The sequence below is a fragment of the Streptomyces sp. ASQP_92 genome, from assembly GCF_025399895.1.
In the GTDB taxonomy this organism is placed as follows: domain Bacteria; phylum Actinomycetota; class Actinomycetes; order Streptomycetales; family Streptomycetaceae; genus Streptomyces.
In genome coordinates this window covers 23,653-40,397 of the sequence record NZ_JAODUA010000024.1, presented here as the reverse complement: position 1 = coordinate 40,397, position 16,745 = coordinate 23,653, and the positions used below count along the sequence as shown (strand labels likewise).

General features: G+C 72.3%; 14 protein-coding genes and 1 pseudogene. 7 read left to right on the top strand and 8 right to left on the bottom strand.

Annotation, left to right across the window (positions count from 1 at the left end):
• Positions 1 to 50 precede the first annotated feature (50 nt).
• From N4G70_RS32555 to N4G70_RS32545, 3 genes and pseudogenes are all read left to right on the top strand, one after another.
• Positions 51 to 281, top strand: coding sequence for a hypothetical protein (locus N4G70_RS32555; RefSeq protein WP_261716385.1), 231 nt, complete (start codon positions 51 to 53; stop codon positions 279 to 281).
• Positions 282 to 450: 169 nt separating this feature from the next.
• Positions 451 to 729 (top strand): annotated as a pseudogene (locus N4G70_RS32550) (TM2 domain-containing protein); the annotation flags it as partial.
• Positions 730 to 796: 67 nt separating this feature from the next.
• A complete protein-coding gene (locus N4G70_RS32545) occupies positions 797 to 1,162 on the top strand; it encodes a DUF2752 domain-containing protein (RefSeq protein WP_261716384.1) in 366 nt (121 codons plus the stop codon).
• Positions 1,163 to 1,364: 202 nt separating this feature from the next.
• Here N4G70_RS32545 and N4G70_RS32540 read toward each other — a convergent pair whose 3' ends face one another.
• From N4G70_RS32540 to N4G70_RS32520, 5 genes are all read right to left on the bottom strand, one after another.
• Entirely contained in the window at positions 1,365 to 2,954 is a 1,590-nt protein-coding gene (locus N4G70_RS32540) for a diacylglycerol kinase family protein (protein WP_261716383.1), read from the bottom strand.
• A 223-nt stretch (positions 2,955 to 3,177) separates the two neighbouring features.
• Positions 3,178 to 3,570, bottom strand: coding sequence for an STAS domain-containing protein (locus N4G70_RS32535; RefSeq protein WP_261716382.1), 393 nt, complete (start codon positions 3,568 to 3,570; stop codon positions 3,178 to 3,180).
• Entirely contained in the window at positions 3,567 to 4,649 is a 1,083-nt protein-coding gene (locus N4G70_RS32530) for a B12-binding domain-containing protein (protein WP_261716428.1), read from the bottom strand. Before N4G70_RS32530 ends, N4G70_RS32535 begins: the two co-directional genes overlap by 4 nt.
• Before the next feature lie 68 nt (positions 4,650 to 4,717).
• On the bottom strand, positions 4,718 to 6,364 hold the full coding sequence (locus N4G70_RS32525; RefSeq protein ID WP_399037669.1) for a PP2C family protein-serine/threonine phosphatase: 1,647 nt from the start codon (positions 6,362 to 6,364) through the stop codon (positions 4,718 to 4,720).
• A 249-nt stretch (positions 6,365 to 6,613) separates the two neighbouring features.
• Positions 6,614 to 7,546 carry a YafY family protein gene (locus N4G70_RS32520; RefSeq protein WP_261716381.1) on the bottom strand — a complete coding sequence of 311 codons (933 nt, stop codon included), beginning with the start codon at positions 7,544 to 7,546 and terminating at the stop codon, positions 6,614 to 6,616.
• 56 nt (positions 7,547 to 7,602) lie between these two features.
• On the opposite strand from N4G70_RS32520, the gene N4G70_RS32515 reads away from it, so the two are divergent.
• Together N4G70_RS32515 and N4G70_RS32510 are read left to right on the top strand one after the other, a co-directional pair.
• Complete coding sequence (locus N4G70_RS32515; protein WP_315904323.1) at positions 7,603 to 8,070, top strand: hypothetical protein; 468 nt, start codon at positions 7,603 to 7,605, stop codon at positions 8,068 to 8,070.
• Entirely contained in the window at positions 8,067 to 8,615 is a 549-nt protein-coding gene (locus N4G70_RS32510) for an NIPSNAP family protein (RefSeq protein ID WP_261716380.1), read from the top strand. Before N4G70_RS32515 ends, N4G70_RS32510 begins: the two co-directional genes overlap by 4 nt.
• Positions 8,616 to 8,739: 124 nt before the next feature.
• On the opposite strand, the gene N4G70_RS32505 is transcribed toward N4G70_RS32510, so the two are convergent.
• Positions 8,740 to 10,479, bottom strand: coding sequence for a putative Ig domain-containing protein (locus tag N4G70_RS32505; RefSeq protein WP_261716379.1), 1,740 nt, complete (start codon positions 10,477 to 10,479; stop codon positions 8,740 to 8,742).
• Between the two features lie 350 nt (positions 10,480 to 10,829).
• Here N4G70_RS32505 and N4G70_RS32500 point away from each other — a divergent pair, with 350 nt between their 5' ends.
• The gene (locus N4G70_RS32500; RefSeq protein WP_261716378.1) at positions 10,830 to 13,598 is read left to right on the top strand and encodes a LuxR family transcriptional regulator; all 2,769 of its coding nucleotides are present in this window, start codon (positions 10,830 to 10,832) and stop codon (positions 13,596 to 13,598) included.
• Between the two features lie 51 nt (positions 13,599 to 13,649).
• On the opposite strand, the gene N4G70_RS32495 is transcribed toward N4G70_RS32500, so the two are convergent.
• Complete coding sequence (locus N4G70_RS32495; RefSeq protein WP_261716377.1) at positions 13,650 to 13,973, bottom strand: hypothetical protein; 324 nt, start codon at positions 13,971 to 13,973, stop codon at positions 13,650 to 13,652.
• 157 nt (positions 13,974 to 14,130) lie between these two features.
• On the bottom strand, positions 14,131 to 14,895 hold the full coding sequence (locus N4G70_RS32490) for a polysaccharide deacetylase family protein (RefSeq protein ID WP_261716376.1): 765 nt from the start codon (positions 14,893 to 14,895) through the stop codon (positions 14,131 to 14,133).
• 413 nt (positions 14,896 to 15,308) lie between these two features.
• Here N4G70_RS32490 and N4G70_RS32485 point away from each other — a divergent pair, with 413 nt between their 5' ends.
• Positions 15,309 to 16,670 carry a lipase family protein gene (locus N4G70_RS32485; protein ID WP_261716375.1) on the top strand — a complete coding sequence of 454 codons (1,362 nt, stop codon included), beginning with the start codon at positions 15,309 to 15,311 and terminating at the stop codon, positions 16,668 to 16,670.
• Positions 16,671 to 16,745 lie beyond the last annotated feature (75 nt).

Genomic DNA, 16,745 nt, shown 5'->3' with positions numbered 1-16,745 from the left:
CGCCGAGTCCGAAGGTGCGCAGTAATTCGAACACGTGCTCTAATCGAGCCATGGCGCGAATCTTCCCCCCGGACCTCGTAGAGACGCAGCGCGACTGGATCCGCACATACGAGGCGCTCGCCCTCGCCCCGTTCCGAACCGTGCTGCGACGACGCCTGCACTTGCTGTCCTGCCGCATCGCCCGGCACGCGTACTGGAGCGCCGGACACTCCCCGGCAGCACGTACCGAGCTGCGCCGCCAGGCCCGCGCGGCCGAGCGGCGGAGATCGGGGGCGGCCTGAGGGAACGAACCTGAACCAGACCCGCGCAGGGGAAGGTCTGGTTCAGGTCAGTTTTTGATGATGGATCAGTAAAGGCTAGGGTGTTCGAACAGCGTCCGGGCAGCCCCCGGGCGTCACCCATTTCTGAGAGTGAACACATTTCATGAGCGCCCAGTCCCCCAATCCGCACGGAGCTCCTCAGCCCGGCGGGATGCCTCCGGCTCCGACCCCGTACGGCTACGACCCCTACGGCCGCCCGTACTCGGACAAGTCGAAGATCGTGGCGGGCGTGCTCCAGCTCTTCCTCGGCACCTTCGGCATCGGCCGCTTCTACACCAAGCACACCGGCATGGCCATCGCCCAGCTCCTCACCTGCGGCGGCCTCGGCTTCTGGGCGCTGATCGACGGAATTCTGCTCCTCGTCAGTGACGGCAAGACGGACGCGGACGGCCGCGTGCTGCGTGGCTGAACGGCCCAACCGGCAGGCGGCGCCCAGGGAGTTGATCCCTGGGCGCCGCCCGCTTTCGCCCTCCGCCGTGGCGCCGCTCGCGCTCGCCGTGGTCGCGGTGGCCGGCCTCGCCCATCTCTACGGCCACTCCCCTTATGAGCCCGCGCAACTCCTGCCCCGCTGCCCGTTCCACTGGGTGACCGGCCTCAACTGCCCGGCCTGTGGCGGCACTCGGATGACGTACTCGCTGCTGCACGGCGACATGGGGGGCGCCCTGCGTGCCAACCCCGTTCTCCTGGCCGCCCTTCCGTTCGCCTGGTACGCCTACGGCCGCTGGGCCCTGGCCGGACTGCGCGGACGGAGCCACCGGCTCTCGCTCGGCCGCCGCGGGGTCCTTCTCGTGCTGGGCACGGCGCTCGCCTGGACGGTCGTGCGCAACGTCCTGGGCCGCTGACCCCCGACATGCGGCGGCCCCGCACATCCCAGGGGGGGAGAGGGATGGCGGGGCACGCAAGCCCGGATCGGGGAGGGGGGAGCCCCGTTCACGCGGACCGTGATGTCCTTCTGCCCCCACTCCCCCGCCGCATGCGTGTGACCTGCGCAACACCCCGCCCGGAGGCCGGAAATGGCCTACCGCATTCCCGGCCGTCCGCGCGTCAGCGCAGCCACTGGTCCTGATCGGCGGGTCGGTACAGCGTGACCGCCTGGCGGAGTTTGTCGAGAACCAGATGCCGGTAGGTGGCGTCGGTGACTTCGCCGTCGTACGCGAAGTGCGGTTCGCCCTCCAGGACTTGGAGGTCCAGGCGGCGCACCTGGGCGGTCGTCAGCACCCGGGAACTGTGCAGCGTGCCGGTCAGAACGGCCAGCAGCAGCCGCGTTCGGGCCAGGGGGGTGCCGGCCTCCACGGCCCGTACGTCGAGCAGCCCGTCGTCGAGCTGGGTGCGGTAGGTGGGTGCGAAGCCGGCGGGGTGGTAGATCCCGTTGCCCGCGAAGAGCAGCCAGAGACGGCGGGGGCGGCCGTTGATGACGACCGAGAGCGGGCTGCCCGTGGCGAGGACCTTGGCCAGTCCCACGAACAGCGCGGGCCACTTGCCGATGCGCTTCTCCAGACGCTCCCGGGCGTGGACGAGCTCCGAGTACACGCCGATGCTGAACGTGTTGAGGAAGAGCTGCTGTTGGTCACCGCTCGCGGTCGCGTCGGCCGAAGGGCCAGGGGCGTCCTTCCGTGCCCCCTGCCCGGGGGGTGTGCCGGGACGCGCGGGGGACGAGGCGCGGCCCACGTCGGCGGTGACCGCGTCGCCCGCCTTGATCGCCCGGGCGACGTCCTCCATGGTCTGGTTTCCGAGGTCCCCGGCGAAGTGGTTGAAGGTGCCGCCGGGGAACACGGCGAGGGGTACCTGGTGACGGGCGGCGGTGGCGCTTCCGGCGTTGACCGTGCCGTCGCCACCGCATACGCCGAGCGCCCCGCCGTCGGCGACGGCGCGTACGGCCGCCTCGTCGAGCAGGGCCAAGAGGTCGTCGCCCGGTTCGAAGAGGGTGATCGAGGCTTCGGGAAGCAGGGCGCGCAAGGTGTCGACGGTGTCCTTGGACCAGGCGATGCCGGAGGACGGGTTGACCACCAGATGCAGGCCCTTGCCCTCCTTGAGCGCGGGGGCCGGGCGGCGCGGCGGCGCGGCGGCCGCCGCGGCCTCCGGTTTCACCGGCCACCACCGGCAGGTGAGCAAGGCGGCCCCCACGCCGACGAGCGCCCCGGCCGCCGCACGCCGCCGGTGATCCAGGCCCCCCCGCGCCCGTATGTAGGCGAGCCCCGCCGCGAAGGGCAGGGCGGCCAGGCCGTAGCGGGGTGACTCCAGCACGACTCCCGCGCCGAAGGCGGCGGCCGACGCCATCGGGTTGGACGGCAGCGACGCGGTGCTCGGGCGGGGGAAGATCCCGGGAAGGGCGTCCAGGACAGGACGCGAACTGCGGGCGGCCGGTTTGGCCAGGGCGTGATTGATCCCGGCGACGATCGCCACGGAGCCGACGCCCCGCAGCGCTGCCCGACGTGCGCTGCGTCCGCCCGAAAGGCCCAGTGCAGTGGCCGCGCCCAGCCATACGGCGTCGTGCTCGGCCGCCTTGCGCAGCAGGCGTGCAACGGAGCTTCCCCGTACGGGAGTTGACGGCTCGAGAGCTGCCTTCAGGCGGTTGCCCAGTCCGGTCGTTCCCAGCGGCCCGAGTGCTCTCGGCAGCCGTCCACGTCGCTTCATGCGGTTTCACACCTCTGCTTCTAGGGATCCGCCGCGTGGGACGGGGGCGGGCCGCGTCACGCGTCCAGGCTACCGGCGCGCCCACGGTGCTCAGCCGTGGGGTACGTCCCGTGGCCGGGGGGCGGTGGTCTTCTGTCGGGGCCTGGCCGGTGGTTGGAGCCTGGCTTCGATGGTCGGGGTCCGGCTTCGATGGAGTGTGCCCAGGACCCGCGAGCGAATGCCGTCATTCCTCCGTGTCCGCCCGGAGCTCTTCCGAGCCGGTGCTCTCGCGGGCGGTGTCGGCGGCCAGCGACGTGAGGTACTCCCGGCTCCCCGTGATCGTCAGCAGCCGGTCGAGCGCCGGAGTCATGTCCTCCAGGTGCAGGGACACCTGGGCCGCGTCGGTGCGGCGGCGGATCATCAACAGGATCGACAGGCCCGTCGAGTCGACGGCACCGAGGCCCGCGCAGCCCAGGTGCAGATCGCGCAGTCGGGGGTGGGCCGTCAGCTTGTCGGTGACGGCCTCCAGGAGGAGGTCCGCGTTGTCGTAGTCGAGGTCTCCGCGCAGTTCTATGCGCACCGTGGTCTCGGTGTCGACGGCCGTCAGTCTCAGATGGCTCGAGGGGAGGGTGCTCACGGGTGATTCCTGGCGGGGACAGAGGGGACGGTGGAGGCGACGCCGAGCCGGTCGGCGCCGAGGTGGAGAATGCGTCCCGCGCGCGGGAAGTCCTTGAGGTCGCCCGCCAGGATGTGCAGGGCGGGCGGCAGGCTGTGCAGGGGCACACCGCGCGCGGTGAGGACGGCGGCGGTCCAGGCGATGAAGTCGGTGAACAGCTCCGGGTCGTCGAGGTAGAGCGCGGTGGCGAGGAAGTCCACGATGTGGGCCACGTCCTCGGCGGTACGTTCCCGCTGGAGGTCGCTGTAGTGCCGCACGGCCGGGAAGGCATCGTCCAGGCCCCGCATCACGCCGCGTACGAGGTGCGTCCTCGTCCGCGTGACCATCGTGTACTCCTGGTCGTCCAGGTGCGGCAGGTCGTCGAGCGGCTGATGGCAGGACTCGGGACGGGCCGGGGGGTCGCTCTGGATGCGGTCGGCGGCGGAGCGCGCGTCCGGGGCCCAGGCGTCGGCGCCGAGCAGCCGGGCGTAGCGCCCGCCGGGCCCGAAGGCCGCCCCGCCCGCCACTACGGGGACGCCCGCCGCCTGGCAGGCGGTGATGGTGGCGTGTGCGGTGGGCAGCCGGGTCGCGATGGAACTGGAGAGCGCGACCAGTTGGGGGCCGGTGCGGTGCAGGTGCCCTATGAGGTGCGGCACGGGAACCTGGGCGCCCAGGTAGTCGACGCGCCAGCCCCGGAGTCTCAGCACCTCGGACAGCAGCCGGGCGGGCAGCGCGTGCCACTCCCCGTCGACGCAGGCCACGGTGATCCGCCCGCGCTCGGGGGCGGTGCGTACGGCCGCGTGCATCGAGAGCGCGGCCACGGCCCGTTCGTTGATGGCCGTCGCCGCGTGCTCCTGGGCGATGCTCATCCGGTCGGCCGCCCACTCCTCGCCGACCTTGACCTGCACCCTGGCGATCACGTCGAGCAGCACGCTCTCGGGGTCGTGCCCCTCGTCCAGTGCCCGCCGCACAAGGCCGGTCGCCGTGTGCTCGTCCCCTGCGAACACGGCTTCCCACAGTGCCGATTCCAGCGGTGCCGATTCCAGCGGTGCCAGGTCCATGGGCGCCGAGTCCGGGCGCACCGTGTCCGGGCGCACCGCCTCTGGAGGCGGGGTGCGAAGTCGCGTACTCATGCCGTGAACCTGCCCCGTGTGCGACCGTTCACCGCGCTGAGGTGGTGGGTGCGGGGCGCGGAGACCACCACGATGGCCATGTCGTCGTGCCGGCCCTTGCCGAGCCACTGCGCGGCGACCATCTGGACGCGCTCCACGATGCTCTCGGCGGGCAGGCCCGCGCACTCGGACAGGACGCGCCGCAGCCGCTCCTCGCCGAACAGGACGTCTCCCATCGGGCCGCCCCGCGCTTCGGTGAACCCGTCCGTGTACAGGACGCAGGTCTCCCCCGGCGCCAGGAACAGCTCGGCCGTTCCGGCGTGCACCTCGGGCATCGCGCCGATCAGCGTGCCCCGGGTGTTGGCCTCCTGCACCTCACCCGTGGCGCGCACGATCAGGGGGGCCGGATGGCCCGCGCTGGTCACTCGCATCCGCACCGAGCCGCCCTCCCGTACCGCCGAGGCGAGCACCAGGGTGGCGAAGCGGGTGTGATGGGAGTTCAGCAGCGCCATGTTGAGCAGGCGCAGCATCCGCTGGTGGTCGTCGGCGAGCGGGAGCAGGGCGTGCAGGGTGTTGCGGATCTTCCCCGTCAGCACCGCGGCTTCCAGTCCCTTGCCGCACACGTCGCCCAGGACCACCAGTGAGGGAGCGCCTTCGGTGATGGCGGGGTGGACGTCGTAGAAGTCGCCGCCGATCCGCTCGTGGTCCTCGGAGGGTCGGTAGCCGCCCGCGAAGTCCACGCCGGAAACCTGGTGGAGTGCGGGCGGGAGCAGCTCGCGCATGAGGACGTCGGTGATCGCCGACTGGTCCGCGTAGAGGCGGGCCGCCGCCATCGCCGCGCCGGCCCTGGCCGCGAACAGCCGGGCGAAGACCTCTTCCTCGGGAGTGAATCCGTCGCTCCCTGCGCGCCGCAGCAGGATCAGGGCTCCGGCCGGTACGCCGTATCCGGGCAGCGGGGTGACCACTATCGAGCCGGCCGGCCCGAATCCCTCGGGCAGGACCCAGTCCGGGACGGTGGAGGGTTCGACCCACCGGGTGGCGACGGGCGGGAACCCCTGCAACGCCTCGGCGAGGCCGGGCACGGATTCGGGGTCGACGCTGGGGTCCGAGGTGACCGGAGTGCCGTCGCGCAGGCAGGTCACCAGGGGGAGCCGGTCGCCGCGCGCCGGGGCGACGACGAGCGCCGCGTCCGCGAGGTGCTCGGCCGCCATCTGCGCGGTGACATGGGTGCAGCGGTCCACGTTCAGCGAGGAGAGCAACAGGTTGGACGCCTTGCCCAGGAACGCGGTCCGTTCGCGCTCTCGGCGCAGTGCTTCCTCGGCCAGGCGGTGATCGGTGGCGTCGACCAGCCACCACAGGACCGTGCCGCCGTCCTCGACGGTGGGGTGGGCTTCGAAGATCCGGCCGTCCACGGGGCCGGAGCGGACCGCGGCGACGTCGCCCTGGTGGGGCACGCGCAGCGCGGTGTGGGCCGTCGCCAGCCATTCCGGGACGGCGTCCGTCATCCGCGCGCCGGGGCGCGCCTCGGGCAGCAGGGCGGCCGCCGCCTCGTTGACCAGGACGATCGCGCCGTGCGCATCAGCTATCAGAACGGGGTAGGGAGCCTTGCTCCACAGAGAACCCGCCTGTGCGTTGACGTCGGTTGCCGCGTCGGTCGAAGACACCAATTGTCGAGGATCCGCTGGGCGAACCCCTCACCTCACACCCTCATAGGAAACGTTGCCGTGCGGCAACCATCCCGCATCCACCGGCTCATGGCAACCACGTCCCCACCGGGTGGGCGGCCCACCTCGACGCCGACGGTCGCACCATCCGGCCCTCACATGGACTCCCGTACCGAGGCGCAACAGCCCATGCCCCTTTGGCAGATGACCTCGGTGAGGATCCGGCGCGCCGAAGCGGTAGCCGCCTGGTCATGTCCGGTACCGCGTGGCCAGCGTGCGTACGGTCTCCGCGATGCGATCACGCAGTTCGGGCGGTGCCATGACGTCGATGTCGGCGCCCAGCCGCAGAAACTCCCCGTGGGCGTGGTCGATGGATTCGATGGGGACCCGGACCTCCGCCCATTCGCCGTCCTGCGGGGGTGTCACACCCAGCCGACGGGCCCCTTCCGGAGTGAGGCGCACCACAGCCTCGCCGGTGTGCAGCCGCGCGCGGAAGTCGGCCAGATAGCGGTCCCAGTAGGCGCGCAGGTCGAATCCGTCCGGAGGGCTGAACTGCTCTTGCAGCGGCCGGAGTTGGTCGATCTGGTCGACCCGGTAGGTGCGGGTCCCGGACGGCCCCGCCGCCACCAGATACCAGCGGCCCGCCTTGAGGACGAGCCCGTAGGGCTTCACCCGCCGCTCGATCTCCTGCGGCGACCGCCACCGCCGGTAGTGCAGCACCACCGCCCGCCGCTCCCACACGGCGGCGGCGACCCCGGCCAGGTGCGGGGTGTCGTCGGCGTCGCCGTACCAGCCGGGCGCGTCGAGCAGAAAGCGTCCCTGGACCCGGCCGGCGTGTTCGCGCAGCTCGGCGGGGAGGGCCGCGCGCAGCTTGAGCTGGGCGGTCGCCAGCGCCTCCCCGAGACCCAGTTCCGCGGCGGTGGCGGGCAGCGCGGCGAGGAACGCGGCCTGCGCCTCCTGGGCGGTCAGTCCGGTGAGCCGGGTCCGGTAGCCGTCGAGCAGCCGGTAGCCACCCGCGTGTCCGGAGTCGCCGTACAGCGGGATCCCGGCGGCGCCGAGCGCCTCGACGTCCCGGTAGACCGTGCGGACGGACACCTCCAGCTCCGTGGCCAGTTGCCGGGCTGTCATGCGGCCCCGGTTCTGGAGCAGCAGAAGCAGGGTGACCAGCCGGCTCGCGCGCATGCCGGTCAGTATTCACTGACAGCGGATGTCAGGGAAGGCCCCCTAACCTGCGCCGCATGAACGCTTTCGACTTTCTGCACGGGTCCTGGGACGTGGCCAATCGCCGACTCGCCGCACCACTCGACCCGGGCCCCGGAACCTGGGTGGAGTTCCCCGGGCACGCGGTGGTCCGGCCGCTGTTCGGGGGCGCCGGCAACATCGACGAGATCACTTTTCCGACCCTGGGCCGCCAGGGCGTCACGCTGCGGTTGTTCGACCGTGCCAGTGAGCGCTGGTCGATCCACTGGGCGGACAGCAGGACCGGCCGGCTCGATCCCCCGGTGGTCGGCGATTTCACGGGTGACCGCAGCGATTTCCACGGCGAGGACACCTACGGCGGCCGCCCGGTCCAGGTGCACTTCGTCTGGTATCGCCTCGGGCCGGACGCGGCCCGCTGGGAGCAGGAGTTCTCCGCCGACGGCGGCCGCACCTGGGAACTCAACTGGATCATGGACTTCGCGCGTACCGGGCGGCCCGGCGCATGAGCATCGTCGAACTGCGCCAGTACACCCTGCGGCCCGGCGCCCGGGAGGCGCTGATCGAGCTTTTCGAGCGCGAGTTCGTGACCGGGCAGCGGGCGGTCGGCATCCGCGTCGGTGGCCGCTTCCGCGACCTCGACGACCCCGACCGGTTCGTCTGGCTCCGCTCCTTCCCCGACATGCGGGGGCGCCGGCGTTCGCTGGAGGCGTTCTACTCCGGCCCGGTCTGGCGCGAGCACCGCGAGGCCGCCAACGCCACCATGATCGACAGCGACGACGTCCTGCTGCTGCGCGGCCCGGGCTTCACACCGGCACCCGGGACCCCTGAGGTGAGGGCCACCATCTGCCGGCCGTCCGACGCCGCCGCCTTCGCCGCGTACGCCGGTCGACACCTCGGCCCGGAGCATGCGCTGCACCGGACCGAGCACGCCGAGAACGACTACCCCCTGCTGCCGGTGCGCGCGGGGCTCGACGTCCGGGTCTGGTTCGGTCCGGCCGAGCCGCCGCCCTGGCCCACCCAGGAGCTGCGCCTGGGCCCCGTGACCGGCTGAGGGCGTCGCGGGACCGGCGGCCGGGCCGCTCGTGGTGCCCCCCGGAGCCGGCGGTCGGAAGGCGCAGAGGACGTCAACCTCCCGTCCCCTGCGCCGACTTGGGACACGCAACAGTCGTCCGGGCTCAGAACCACACGGTGAAGGAGACGGTGACGGAGGCCTTCTTCCCGGCCGCGTCGGTGACGGTCAGCGTCGCCGTACGCGATCCCCAGGTGGTGGGCGTGCCCGAGATGACTCCGCTGGCGGCGCCGACGCTCAGTCCGGCCGGAAGGTTGGTGGCGGTGAAGGTGTACGGTCCGGTCCCGCCCGAGGCGTGCAGGGCGAGGCTGACCGGACGGCCCACGTAGACGTTCTGGCTTCCCGGATTGGTCAGGGTGGGGCTGCCGGTCCCGGGAGCCGTGATGGTCCAGCTGAAGGTGGTCGACCCCGTCCTGCCCGCGCTGTCGGCCGCGGTGATGGTGACGGTGTAGGCGCCCGCGGCCGACGGGGTGCCCGAGACGGTGCCCGTGGCCGGGGCGATGGCCAGCCCCGGGGGCAGGCCCGTCGCGCTCCAGCTGTACGGGGCGGTGCCGCCCGCGGCGCTGTTCTTCAACTCGACCGGGCTGCCCGAGGGGTTCGTCCTGGCGGAGACGGCGGTGACGGTGACCTCACCGGGTTGCGGCGACGCGGTGGACAGCGTGACACCGAACGTGGCCAGGGCCTCGTTCACGGGCTGGAAGATGGTGAACTTCTCACCGCTGCCACTGGAGCAGGTGGCGCTCCCGCCACCGGAGTGCAGGCCGACCGCCTTGCCTCCGGTCGCCGTGACATAGCTTCCGCCCGAGTCGCCACCGGCGGAGCAGGCGCTGGTGTAGGACAGCCCGTTGATGACGACGTTGCCGTAGTCGACGGTCTGGTCGACCTTCGTCACCTCACCGCACTGGAAGCCGGTGGTCTGCCCGGAGTGGCAGACGGCGGTGCCGACGAGGGCGTCCTCGGACCCCGTCAGGGTCACATCGCCCTTGCCCCAGCCGGACACCTTCGACGACAGGTCCCATCCGGCCTGGTCCACGTCGACCAGGCCGAAGTCGCCGTCACCGGAGTCGACGCTGCCGCTGCCGTTCCTGTTGGAGGTGCCGATGCGGCTGCCGTCCTTGCCGTACGCCGGCTGGTCGACGTCGTTGGTGCAGTGTCCGGCGGTGAGGAACGCCTTCGCCCCGCCGGAACGGGTGACGGGGAAGCCTATGGAGCACGGGCTCTCCGTACCCGGCACCCACTTCTCGCCGCCCACCACGGCCCCACCCTGCTGGCGCGGCACATCCCGCGATTCGGTGATCTTCACCAGATCGCCGAGCCCGGCCAGTCGACCGCGCAGAGCGGCTGTCGTGGCGTCGGACCGATCGGGATCCAGGACGACCTCGACCCGGTTGGTACGGAGGTCGGGTCCCCAGGACGACAGCCCGGCGGTATGGGCGGCCCACGTGCCGATCAGGCGGGTGGTGTCGTCGAGTTGGGCCGTCGAGTGGCGGGCGAGGCGGGGGACGGCGCCGGCGCGTTCGACAGCAGCGATGTCGTCGACGGCGGTCACGTCGGCGTGCAGGCGGCCGTCCGCCGCGTCGAACCACAGCCCGGCGAGCCGGTCGCCGAGGCTCGCGCGCAGGGTGGTGGCGGCTTGGTTCGCCCCGTGCTCGGCGGCCGTGCGAAGGCGGACCCCCTCGGGGGTCAGGCCCAGGTCGCGGGCCATGGCCGCCCGCACGTCCGCCGGAACCGACGGGCCGGGAGCGGGGACGGGTGAGGCGGCCCGGGCGGGCAGCGCCGCCAGGCCGGCGAAGGTGAGCACGGCCAGGGCCGTCGTCATGAAGCGCGGATTTCTCGCAGGACGCATGGGGGGAGCACACTCCTTCGGTGCTGGTGGAGGCCGGAGCGGGCGCGGATGAGCCCGGGGATTCGCGCCGTGGAAGTACGAGCGCCGGCCACTGAGGTGGGCTCAACCTCGCTGCTTCCGGGGGTACTTGGCCATCCGGCAGCTCCCTTGACGCAGGGGCGGACGGAACTGCGGGGCGCGGGGCGCGCCGTCGGAGTCGAGCACCGCCCACCCGACGGGGAACTCCGGGACATTCGGCGCAACTCGGCCTGCGATGAGGGAAGTTGTGGGCATCAGGGAACTCCCTTGCACCCGCACTGAACGCAGCCGCACCCTTGGCCACGCGCGAAGTGAGGCCTAGCGTGCGGGAGGTGGACGGACAAGCGCGCGACGACATCGGCGGAAGCGGGGGCCCCGGCGGGTGGGGCTCCCTCGTCGTCTCGGCGTCCGCGCTGCTGGCACGGCACGGGCGGCTTGCCGTCCACGGCCCATGGGGCTCGGGCAAGTCGACCCTGGTGGACGAGGTGGCGGCCGGGGCCGGCGGTCCCGCGCTACGCGTCCACGCCCGGGAAGGGGATCAGGATCTGCCCTGCTCGGGACTGGCCCAGCTCTGGGACGGGGCGCTCCTCACCGGCCCCGTGCCGCCGGAGGACCCGGCCGCACGCCTGGGGCTGCGTACGGCGGCGGCGCGGGCCCTGGGGGACCAGCGCGGGGCGCTGCTGATCGTGGAGGACGTGCAATGGCTCGACCCGGTCACCGCCGATGTGCTGGGGTACTGCGCACGGGCGCTGCCGTCCGATGGGCTCTCGATGCTGGTGTCCGAGCGCTCTGTGCGGCGCCCGGACCGGGCCGCGCGGCTGATGGGCGGCTATCCGCCCCTGCTGCCCGTGGAGGCCGCCGGCCTCGACGAGACCGCGGCGATTCTCGACGCTCTGGGCCTGCCGACTCGCTGGGCCACGGCCCTGCACCGGTACAGCGGCGGGCACCGTGCTCTGCTGGCCGCCTGTTGCGACGATCTGATGGACACCCCTGCGGGTCCGGGCGCCCTGGCCGGCCGTCTCCCTCCGGTGCGGCTACATCGGGCCGAGGACCTGGCCGCCGCCTGGCTGGACACGGTCCCCGCCGAGGTTCTCACCACACTGCGCACGGCGGCCCTGACCGCCCGCCCGGATGCCGATCTGCTGCGGCGGGCGGGCTGCCCGGACGCCGACGACCATGTGCGGTACGCACTGCGGGCCGGGCTCATGGTCCCTCAACAGCCTCTGGAGCAAGGGAATGTGACGGATCCGTGCGTACGGTTCGCGGCCGGGGCCCTGGCCCGCGCCGCTCCTCTCACCATGGACGGCCGCACACGTCGTCGTACTCATCACGCCCTCGCGGGAGTCGTCCGCGATCCGATCCGCGCGGCCTGGCACCGCGCCCTGGCCCAGGACGGCACGGACCCGGCCACGGCGCGGGACACCGCGGCCGCGGCCCTCGCGGCGCGCACGGCGGGCGAGAGCGGACTCGCCGCCGAACTCATGCTGTTCGCCGCCCGGCTCACGCCGGCCGACCGGGGCGAGGTGCGGCTGGAGCGGCTCACCGAGGCCGCGCACGACGCGGCGGTGGCCGGCGCCTGCGACCTGGCGAGCCGGGCCGCGCGGGACATCGCCGAGGCTCGCGGTACGCCTTTTCAGCAGGTCAACGCCCTGCTGGCGGTCATCGACGCATGCGGTCAGGATCTGACGGGGGCGGAGCCTCTCTTCACGGCGGCCCGCAAGGCGGCGGGCCAGGACCCCGCTCTGCTGGCCGCCATCGAACTGCGGGCCGCCGTCCGGGCCAATGTCGCAACGGGCGACTCGGCACGCGCCCTGCGGCATGCGAGCACGGCCGCCGTACTGGCGCGCACCGGGGCGGATGTGGTTCTGGAGGCCGCCGCCCTGACGATGGCGGCCCGCATGGAACGGGTGCTCGGACGCCTGGAGTCGGCCCCCGTCACCCTGGCCGCGGCCCTCGCGCTGGCCGTCGCGCCACCACGCATGGGGATCCGCAACAGCCCCGAGTACCTGGCCGCCCGCCATGCCGTGTTCGACGGCAGGTTCGCCGAGGCACGGGCCGCCCTGGTGGACCTGCTGCCGGTGGCTCTGGGCAGCGGGGGCGCGGAGGACCTCGCGGAGGTGTGGCGAAGCCTGGCCGAGGTGGACAACGCGCTCGGGGCGTGTTCACGCGCCCTGCGCTGGGCGGACAGCGCCCTGTCCATCACCGCCACCGCCGATCTCTCGCCGGGCCCCGCTTGGTACACGGCCGCCCTGGTCCACAGTCACGGAGGCTCTTTCGAGCAGGCGCTGGCGTACGCGACCCGGGCCCTGCACGCCTCCCGCGCGGAGCACGACGCGCTGCACACCACGCGCAGCCTGTGGATCATGGGGGCCGTCCACCTGCACGGCGGGCACGTCGACCGGGCGGCCGCGGCGCTCGCCGAGGTGGCCGAGTTGGAGGAACGGTCGGGCGCCGACGACCCGGCCATCCTGCGCTGGCAGGCCGACGCCGTCGAAGCCTTCGCCGGGTCGGGACAGATCTTGCGCGCGCACGCCCTGCTCGATCGCATGCAGCACACGGTCCAACCACACGCCGCCCACGCCGTGCTGCGGGCCGCCCTGACCCGTTCGCGGGCCCTGTGCCTGTACCAGGAGGGGGACAGCGAGGGCGCCGTCGAACTCCTCGACGACACCGCGCGCGCCTTCGCGGCGCTCGGCACGCCCGTCGAAGAGGGACGCACGTTGCTCGTACGCGGCCGTGTGGAACGACGCCGACGCCGCTCCGCCGCCGCCCGCACCGCCTGGGAGCAGGCGCGGACGATCTTCGAGACGGCCGACGCCCACCCCTGGATCGCCTTGGCCGACGAGCATCTGAACCGGCTCACGGGCCTGCCGCCGGGCCCGGACGGCCGCGCGCCGCGGACACCGGGCACGAGTCTGACGGCCCATGAACTCCGTCTCGCGGGGCTGATCTGTTCCGGATGCACCAACCAGGAAGCCGCCCAGCAGATGTTCGTCTCCCGCAAGACGGTGGAGTCGCCCCTCAGCCGCATCTACCGCAAACTGGGCGTCCGCAACCGCACCCAACTCACCGCCGCCCTGCCGCCGTCCACCGACACCTGACCTGTTCCCCCGCGACACCGCCGTGCAGGGTGGCGGCCGCTCGGTGACCCGTCAGTGCGCCGCGCGCTCCCCCTGGACATAAGGGTCCGTCTCGACGTCATAGGTGCCCGCGTGCAGGGACAACTGCTCCACGATGCGCTCCCACTCGGCCAGTTCGGCCAGCCGCCGACCACCGTCCCCCCGGTCGTCCGTGGTGTCCGCCTCGTCCTCGGAGGGGCTGTCCGGCGCGTCGGCGAGGAGGCGGAACGCGCGAACGGCTTCGCGATGTCCCATCCCTTGCGCCTGTCGGCGCACGGCCTCGCGCCCGGCCCGCTCGGCCTCCGTGGGCCCCTGCGCCTCGGGGTCCGGCTCGGGCAGCTGCTGCTCGTACGTCATGTGCCGGCCTGCTCTCTGTTGAGTGTCGGGGCCCTGGCCCGGACCGGGCCGCCCTGCTGCTGTGGGGTCAACGCATGGAGCTCCACCGGGAGTTCCGCTCTCCCCCGGACTGTTGGACAGCCCTGAGTGTGCCCGCCTCCCGACGGTCGCACAGGCCTCAGCGCGTCGGGAAGCCGAACGTGTAGCCCTGGTTCTTGAGCCAGGGCAGCAGACGCCGCAGCGCCGCGACGGTCTGACCGCGGTCGCCGCCGGCGTCGTGGAAGAGGAGCGTCGGTCCGCCGTGCACCTCGCGCCGCACGGTGGCGACGATGGCGTCCGTGCCCGGCCGCTCGAAGTCCTTGCTGTCCACGTTCCAGCCGAGCGGCCGCATGCCCCGGGACGCGGCGAGCTGACGGCTGTAGGGCGTGAAGGCCCCGCCGGGTGCCCTGTAGTACATCGGTCGTACGCCCCCGGAGGCCTTGGTGATCATGCGTTCGGCGTCGAGTATCTGCTGCGACTGGTAGGTCTCGGACGCCTTGTCCATGGCGGTGTTGTGCGACACCGTGTGGTCGCACAGCCGGTGCCCGGCCGCCACCACCTTCTTGACCAGGTCCGGGTGGGCCTGCGCCTGCGTTCCGACCATGCAGAACGTGGCCTTCACCCCGTACTGCCGCAGCAGGTCGAGGACTTGGGGGGTCCACTTGGGGTCGGGGCCGTCGTCGATGGTGATGTTGATGCCGCGCGGCCCCGCCTCCGAGGCGTGGGCGATGGTGTCCGCGACGGGCGTGACGACACTGGCGGTCGCGGACTCCTTGGGCGACGGCGTGTCCGCGGAACCGGCCTGCGCGCTCCACACCGAGGCACCCGTGGCGAGCAGCGTCACCCCTGCCGCCGCACCGGCCACCTTGCCGTACCAACCCCGCCCACCGACGTGCCGTGCCATGCCCGCCCCTTTCACGCAGTCCCTCGACGATCTCCGGTCGCCTTGCGACCACCCGTCAGGACGAGGCGTTCACACCAGGGGCTGCCTCTGTTACCGAGTGCGGACGAAGTAGTGAAAGCCCGAAGACAACAACCCGCGAACCATGCCCGCAATTAGGCGAATTGTCCGCATTCGCACTCAGAGCCCTTTACCGCTTCCCGGTCACCGATCCGTCTCCCCCGCGCAACCCGCTCTCCGCCGCCGGGAGTTGCCTCAACCCTCGGAGCCCTGGTGAGCGGTCCGCACCGACACCGCACAAAGTGTTGTCGCATCACTGGGCAACGGACTTACCTCTTGGTAACTTACAACGCCGTTACCTCTAGTAACACTTGCGTCGCCCATCCCCGAGATTCACCTAACGAGCCGAGGGATCCATGCCCACAACCGCCGTACGGCATCTGGCAATCGCAGTCGCCACCGCCCTGGCCGTCACCGCCGCCCCGGCCGCGACCGCCGTAGCCGCGCCGTCAGCCTCCCCCACCCCGTCCGTGGCGACGAAGGCCGCGCACGACGATTCGTTCTACGCCTACGACGGCAGCGAACCGCTGTCCTCGTTCGCGCCCGGCACCGTACTCAAGACGCGAACGCTGCCGTACCACCTCGCCGGTATCCCCACGCCGGTCAAGGCGGTCCAACTGCTCTTCCGCACCACCGATGCCCAGGGCCGCCCGTCCGTCGGTGTGACGTCGGTGGTGCGCAGCCCGGGCGGCGACGGCAGCAAGGCGGTGTCGTACCAGTCCGCGTACGACTCCCTCAATCCCGCGGACGGTCCGTCCAGAGCGATCGCGGGCAACGTCAGCCTCGGCGGCCTCCTCCCCACCGCCGAGTCGCTCGTCCTGGTGCCGTTCCTGCTCCAGGGCTACGACGTCGTCGTCCCGGACACCGAGGGGCAGAGCGCCGACTTCGCGGCCGGCCCCGAGTACGGCACCACCACGCTGGACTCCATCCGGGCCGTCGGCCGATCCCCGGAGACCGGCATGAGCGCCAACACCCGCTTCGGCCTCATCGGTTACTCAGGCGGCGCGATCGCGACCCAGTGGGCGGCGACCCTCGCGCCGAGCTACGCCCCGGACGTCAACCGGAACCTGGTGGGCTTCACCGAGGGAGGGCTGCTGGTCGACCCGGCACACAACCTCAAGTACGTCGACGGCAGCGTCGTGTGGGCCGGTGTCATCCCCATGGCGCTCATCGGCACCTCGCGCTCGTTCGGCATCGACCTGAAGCCCTATATGAACAGCTACGGGCTCGAGGTCTACAAGAAGCTCGAGAACGGGTCCATCGTCAACGCACTGGCCCAGCATCCCGGTCTGACCTGGAAGAAGTTGGCGAAGCCGGAGTACGCCGACCCCAACTCCGTGCCCGAGTTCATCGCGGCAGTCAACAAGCTGAACCTCGGCTCGGCGGCCACCCCGACCGTCCCCGGCTTCATCGCCCAGGGCAACGGCGGCGTGCTGGAAGGCACCTTCAGCAACCTTCCGGGCATCGGGACCGGTGACGGGGTCATGGTCGCGGGCGATGTGCGCTCACTGGCCAGGCAGTACTGCGCCACCGGCAACACGTCGATCAAGTACCAGCAGTACGCGCTGCTCAGCCATGTCGGGGCCATCGTGCCCTGGGCTCCCGCGGCGCTGAGCTGGCTCAACGACCGCTTCGCGGGCAAGACCGCGCCCTCCGACTGCGGCCGCATCCCGGCGGGGAACTCGCTCGCGCCGGAGAAGCCGACATCTGTTTCCTGACGCCCCGCGCTCCCACGGCCGCCCGCGGTGGAGAGGGCCCGTGCCGCGATCACGCGTCACGGGTCCCCACCCCGG

Bases quoted from the DNA above. Each gene is read 5' to 3' on its own strand.
- N4G70_RS32510 (WP_261716380.1), top strand. From the start codon at position 8,067: ATGAGCATCGTCGAACTGCGCCAGTACACCCTGCGGCCCGGCGCCCGG.
- N4G70_RS32520 (WP_261716381.1), bottom strand. From the start codon at position 7,546: ATGCGCGCGAGCCGGCTGGTCACCCTGCTTCTGCTGCTCCAGAACCGG.
- N4G70_RS32540 (WP_261716383.1), bottom strand. From the start codon at position 2,954: ATGAAGCGACGTGGACGGCTGCCGAGAGCACTCGGGCCGCTGGGAACG.
- N4G70_RS32515 (WP_315904323.1), top strand. From the start codon at position 7,603: ATGAACGCTTTCGACTTTCTGCACGGGTCCTGGGACGTGGCCAATCGC.
- N4G70_RS32555 (WP_261716385.1), top strand. From the start codon at position 51: ATGGCGCGAATCTTCCCCCCGGACCTCGTAGAGACGCAGCGCGACTGG.
- N4G70_RS32485 (WP_261716375.1), top strand. From the start codon at position 15,309: ATGCCCACAACCGCCGTACGGCATCTGGCAATCGCAGTCGCCACCGCC.
- N4G70_RS32505 (WP_261716379.1), bottom strand. From the start codon at position 10,479: ATGCGTCCTGCGAGAAATCCGCGCTTCATGACGACGGCCCTGGCCGTG.
- N4G70_RS32495 (WP_261716377.1), bottom strand. From the start codon at position 13,973: ATGACGTACGAGCAGCAGCTGCCCGAGCCGGACCCCGAGGCGCAGGGG.
- N4G70_RS32490 (WP_261716376.1), bottom strand. From the start codon at position 14,895: ATGGCACGGCACGTCGGTGGGCGGGGTTGGTACGGCAAGGTGGCCGGT.
- N4G70_RS32530 (WP_261716428.1), bottom strand. From the start codon at position 4,649: ATGGACCTGGCACCGCTGGAATCGGCACCGCTGGAATCGGCACTGTGG.